Below are 4,965 nucleotides of genomic sequence, written 5' to 3'. Positions count from 1 at the left end.
GGGGCACGCGGCGGCCGGGGCCGCCCGCACCGGGGCCTGGTCGCGTAGCGCCAGCGCCCCGGCGGCCGAGACGCTGAGCAGCACCAGGGTGACGGCGAGCAGCTTCGGGTCTCGGTACGGTGCGCCCTGGCGCTGCTGACCCGGGCCGCCCTCTCCCGGCCACTGTTGCGGGTGACCGTCCGGCCCGACCACCGGCAGCACCTGGGTGCTGTGGTCGCCCCCGTCGGTGGGCAGCGACTCTCGCAGCGGGTTCCGGGGCGGGGGCAGGATGTCGGTGAGCAGGCCGGTGACCTCGTCGCGGTGCTCCGCGCGGCGCATCAGCTCGTGGATCAGCCCCGGCTCGTCGACGCGCTCCGCGTCGGCGTCCGAGGGTTCCTCGTCCGGCTCCGCCGGGGCGAGTCCGGCCGGCGTGGTGGCCGGGCGACGGGCGGGCACCCAGGCGAAGCCGAGGGCGCTGCCGACCATGCCGAGCAGCAGGCCGACGAAGAAGCCGCCGAGGTTGACCCCGATGAGCGAGAACACGGCGGCCACCGCGCCGACGATCGCGTAGAACATCCGCTGCTGCGGCGTGAACCACGTGAGCATCCCGCAGGCCACCAGGATCACCGGGATCAGCCAGGACAGGAAGCCGGTCGGCCCCATCTGGAAGGTCAGACCGCTGAGGCTCATCTGGGTGGTGGAGAAGATCTCCAGCCCGGCCAGCGCGGTGAACAGGCCGCCCCAGAAGGGTCGGGCCCTACGCCAACGCGAGAAGTTGCGCCACGCCTGGCTGACCCGGCCCGGCTGGGCGTGCTGCGGGTTGGCGGTCGTCACGTACTCCTCCTGGCGGTGCTCACTGGTGACGAGACAGGGCCGAGGCCCGTGGAGGGCGCCCACGGGCCTCGGTGGCTAGCTCAGAAGCATTCCTTGGCGGCAGCACCCACGTTGACCTTGAGCTTCAGCCCGTTGAGGGTGAAGACCCCGGCGCTGGTGGAGCGCGCCACCTGCTCCAGGTCGGTGATGGTCACGCTGTCGGCGCTCTGCCCGAACGACTTCGGGGTGGCGCCGGCGTTCAGGTCGGTGGCGTCCCGGCCGATCTTGATGTTCTTGAACTCGGCGTCACCGCCCAGGGAGTCCATGTCGATCAGCAGGCCCTTGGCGGTGGCGGGGTTGCCGCCGCCGCCGGCGTTGATGGTGAGCACGATCGGCAGGTCCGGAATCTTCACCGACTGGCAGAGGTCGTAGAGCTTGGCGTCCGCGATCTCGGAGACGGCCACCGGGTGGGCGGTGCCGTCCTTCTCCTTGACGAACCCGCCGTACTGCTTGAAGCCAATGCCCTCCAGCTTCGAGGCACCGACCTTGAAGGTCTGTCCGGAGACGGCGAACGACGCCGCGATCGCGCCGTTGGCCATGCCGAAGACGATGGCACCGGCAACGGCGGTCGCGGGCACCATCATCGCGGCGAACCGCCGCCAACGAATGCCGCCCTGCTCCAGACGGTCTTCCGAATCCTTCACGAGGTCCTCCTCGAACGGGGGTGACCGAGCGCGGAATCGCGGCTCGGGGATGGGGGTGGGAAGCTGCGGTGGCTGCTGCGATCCGCTGGCCGGACGGCGCGCGCAGCGTGCGGATTGGATGCTCTCGCGAAGCGACCTAGCTCACAAGACCCTTGCTACCGGTGGGTAACCGGCTCGCATCGCCAAAATCACCCCTGGTTACCTTCGGTCAACAACCACCCCGGCAACCTGCCGGGCAAAACGGGCGGAGTGCGACACGCGGCGCGTCGAGCCTCACGCGAAGTAGCCGTGATACTCGCTGGTAACTTTTCGGTAACGGGAGCCTGCCAGAACTCTGAGAGTGATCCATCGATCACCCCCCATGGTGGGTCGACGGGCTCGGCCGCTCCGCGCGAGCTCATCCCAGGACGACGAAAGCCCCGTGCGCCACATGCCGACACGCTGCGCGGACATGGCCGGGGACGCGGGCTGCCGGACGGCCGCGACGTTGGTTACCGTAGGTGTTTCCCGGGTGGGAGACGCTCCCACGTGGTACGTACCGATCGAGGTTGCTGTGACTCTGTACGGCGAAACACGACCGCCCGCCGACGACCGGCCGACCATCAAGGTGACCGCGGTGAGCTGGCCGGGTGACGAGCCGGACCCCGCCGCGGCAGCCGCCCCCGGCCCACCGGATACGGCCCCGGCACGCCGCCACCGCCGGCTGCGGGTCCTGCTCGCCGCCGGGATCAGCACCGCCGTCCTGGGTGCCGCGGGCGGGGTGGGCGCGTACGCGTACGCCGGCGACGTCCCGCGCGGGACGACCGTGCTCGGCACCGAGCTGGGCGGACGCAGTCGCACCGACGCGATCCGCGCGCTGCGCGCGGAGCTGGAGCGGGCCGGCACGCCCAGCACCCCCCTACGGGTGACGGTCGGCGAGAAGAGCCTGGAGTTCGAGCCCGCGGACGTGGGGCTGGCGGTGAACGTCGAGGCGACGGTGGACGCGGCGGCGAAGGCCCAGGCGCATCCGGTGAGCCGCCTCGTCGGCTCCCGCGCCGTCGCCCCCGTGGTGACCGTCGACGCCGCCCGGCTCGACGCGGCCCTGCGCAAGGCCGCCGGCGACCAGACCCGCGAGTGGACCGTGCCGGCCATCATCTTCACCGGGACCACGCCGAAGGCGGTACGGCCGAAGTCCGGCCTCGCCCTCGACCCGCAGCGCTCGGCCCAGGCGGTCCGCGACGGCTGGCTCTCCGGCCAGCCAGTCGCCGTGCCGCTGGTAGAGAACACGCCGACGACCAGCGCCGAGGAGGTCGACCGGCTCCTCGATGAGCTGGCCCACCCCGCCGTCGCCGCCCCGGTCACCCTCAGCACCGACAAGGGTTCCGTCACCATCCCGCCCGCCGCCATCGCCCGGAGCCTGCGCTTCACCGCCGACGACGCCGGGAAGCTGACCCCCCGCGTCGACGTGAAGCGGCTGCGCGCCGCCCTCGGCGACAAGCTGGACACCATCGAGGTGGCACCCCGCGACGCCCGGATGACCGTCACCGGCGGCAAGCCGAAGCCGGTGGACGGGCGCCCCGGGCAGCAGCTCGACACCGAGGCGCTCAGCCGCGACCTGCTCGCCGTCCTGCCCCGCGCCGACGACCGGAAGGTCACCGGCCGGCTCAAGAAAACCCAGCCGAAGCTGACTACCGAGAAGCTGGCCGGGTTAGGCATCTCCGAACGGGTCTCCCGGTTCACCACCCACTTCACCGGGGGCCTCTCCTCCCCCCGCAGCCAGAACATCGTCCAGATCGCCAAGGAGGTCGACGGGACGGTCGTGCTGCCTGGCGAGACGTTCTCCCTCAACGGCCACACCGGCGAGCGCGGCTACGCCCAGGGGTACCGGGACGCGCCGGTGATCCTCGACGGCAAGCTCGTCCCGGGCGTGGGCGGGGGCACCTCCCAGTTCACCACCACCCTGTTCAACGCCACCTACTACGCGGGCTTGGAGGACGTCGAGCACAAGCCGCACTCGTACTGGTTCAGCCGGTACCCGCCGGTCATCGAGTCGACGATCTTCTGGCCGAACCTCGACTTCAAGTTCCGCAACAACACGAAGTACGGCGTGCTCATCGACACCTCGACCACCGCCAGCTCGGTGACCGTGTCGATCTGGAGCACGAAGATCTACGACAGCGTCAAGACGGAGTACGGGCCCCGCCGGGACGTCACGAAGCCGAAGACCGTCCGCCTCGAGCCCGGCCCGTCGTGCATCCCGAGCAACGGCATCGACGGCTTCACCCAGGACGCCTTCCGCGTCATCAAGAAGGACGGCAAGGTGGTGAAGCGGGAGAAGTTCACCTGGCGGTACCTGGCCGAGCCCCGCTTCGTCTGCGCCGGCTCTGCCGACTGAGGCCCGCCGGGGCCGGACAGACCGATGCCCCGCCGGCTCGTCGCCGGCGGGGCATCTCCATTCGTACGCGGGACCGGCACCAATCCCCGACAGCCGCTCAGGGCCGTGCGTCGGCAAGCCCCTGGCGTACACCGTCGGCGTCGCGGTCCGTGCCGTACACCGGAGTGGCAGGCTGCTGCCGCCAGCTCCCGTCGAGGGTGCCGGCGTCCACCGGCTCGAAGCCCAGGGCGTCGACCAGTTCCATCACGACGCGCTTGGCGTCGGCGTCGTCGCCGGCCACCGGCAACGCGATCCTCCCGTCCGCGCCGCTCGGACGACCATGGTCCATCAGGTGCTGGGCCTGGATGTTGTTGAACGCCTTCACCACCCGGGCACCCTTCAGGTGCTCCGCGGTCCAGCGGCTGGAACTGAGGCTCCGGTCCAGCAGCTCGGCGATGTCGCCGTCCCGCTGGGGGTAGTAGTTGTTGGCGTCGACGACGATCTTGCCTTCGAAGAGTTCGGCCGGCAGCGCCGGCACCGCCAGCAGCGGAATGGCCACCACGACTACCTCGGCCTGCTCGACGGCCTGCTCCAGGGTTCCCGCGGTCGCGCCGGTCTCCCGCGCCAGGTCGCCAAGGGACTCGGGGCCCCGCGAGTTGGCCACCGTCACGTCATGGCCAAGGGCGCGCAGCCGACGGGCGATGGTGCCGCCGATGCGCCCCGACCCGATTATTCCGATCTTCATGACCACTCCTGCCTCCGCCTGCCGGCGGTCAGATCCGGTCGAACTGTGGGCAGGTACCCCGATCCGCGCGTCTCAACAGCGCTGGAGGCGTACGCCACGTGCGGTTTTTCGGCCACGGTCGTGGGGAATCCCCGATCGACGCTACCGAGCCCCACGGCACCGGCGGAAGCGTTCGGGAAAAGGTCCTTGGAAACGGTTCGGGGTCACCCCCACAAGGATGACCCTGAAACCGCACCCCACAACCACGCAGTCGAGGGCCACCCCCATTGGGGCAGCCCTCGACCGGAAAGAATGTCCGGCGGTGTCCTACTCTCCCACACCCTCCCGAGTGCAGTACCATCGGCGCTGGAGGGCTTAGCTTCCGGGTTCGG

At 70.7% G+C, this 4,965-nt stretch carries 4 protein-coding genes; 1 reads left to right on the top strand and 3 read right to left on the bottom strand.

The window, feature by feature from the left end; translation table 11 throughout:
• The coding region (locus E1258_RS35255; protein ID WP_243715779.1) for a DUF6114 domain-containing protein at window positions 1-813 on the bottom strand (813 nt) is incomplete at its 3' end.
• A gap of 80 nt (window positions 814-893) precedes the next feature.
• On the bottom strand, window positions 894-1,436 hold the full coding sequence (locus E1258_RS29865) for a DUF6230 family protein (RefSeq protein ID WP_132406991.1): 543 nt from the start codon (window positions 1,434-1,436) through the stop codon (window positions 894-896).
• A 613-nt stretch (window positions 1,437-2,049) separates the two neighbouring features.
• Here E1258_RS29865 and E1258_RS29860 point away from each other — a divergent pair.
• Window positions 2,050-3,870, top strand: a complete 1,821-nt coding sequence (locus E1258_RS29860) for a VanW family protein (protein ID WP_132406989.1) — start codon at window positions 2,050-2,052, stop codon at window positions 3,868-3,870.
• Between the two features lie 97 nt (window positions 3,871-3,967).
• On the opposite strand, the gene E1258_RS29855 is transcribed toward E1258_RS29860, so the two are convergent.
• Window positions 3,968-4,594 carry an NADPH-dependent F420 reductase gene (locus E1258_RS29855; RefSeq protein ID WP_132406987.1) on the bottom strand — a complete coding sequence of 209 codons (627 nt, stop codon included), beginning with the start codon at window positions 4,592-4,594 and terminating at the stop codon, window positions 3,968-3,970.
• Between the last annotated feature and the right edge of the window lie 371 nt (window positions 4,595-4,965).

It is taken from the genome of Micromonospora sp. KC207, from assembly GCF_004348615.1.
Classification (GTDB): Bacteria; Actinomycetota; Actinomycetes; order Mycobacteriales; family Micromonosporaceae; genus Micromonospora.
Note: the sequence above shows the minus strand (reverse complement) of the source record. Positions and strands in the feature narration are given on the sequence as shown.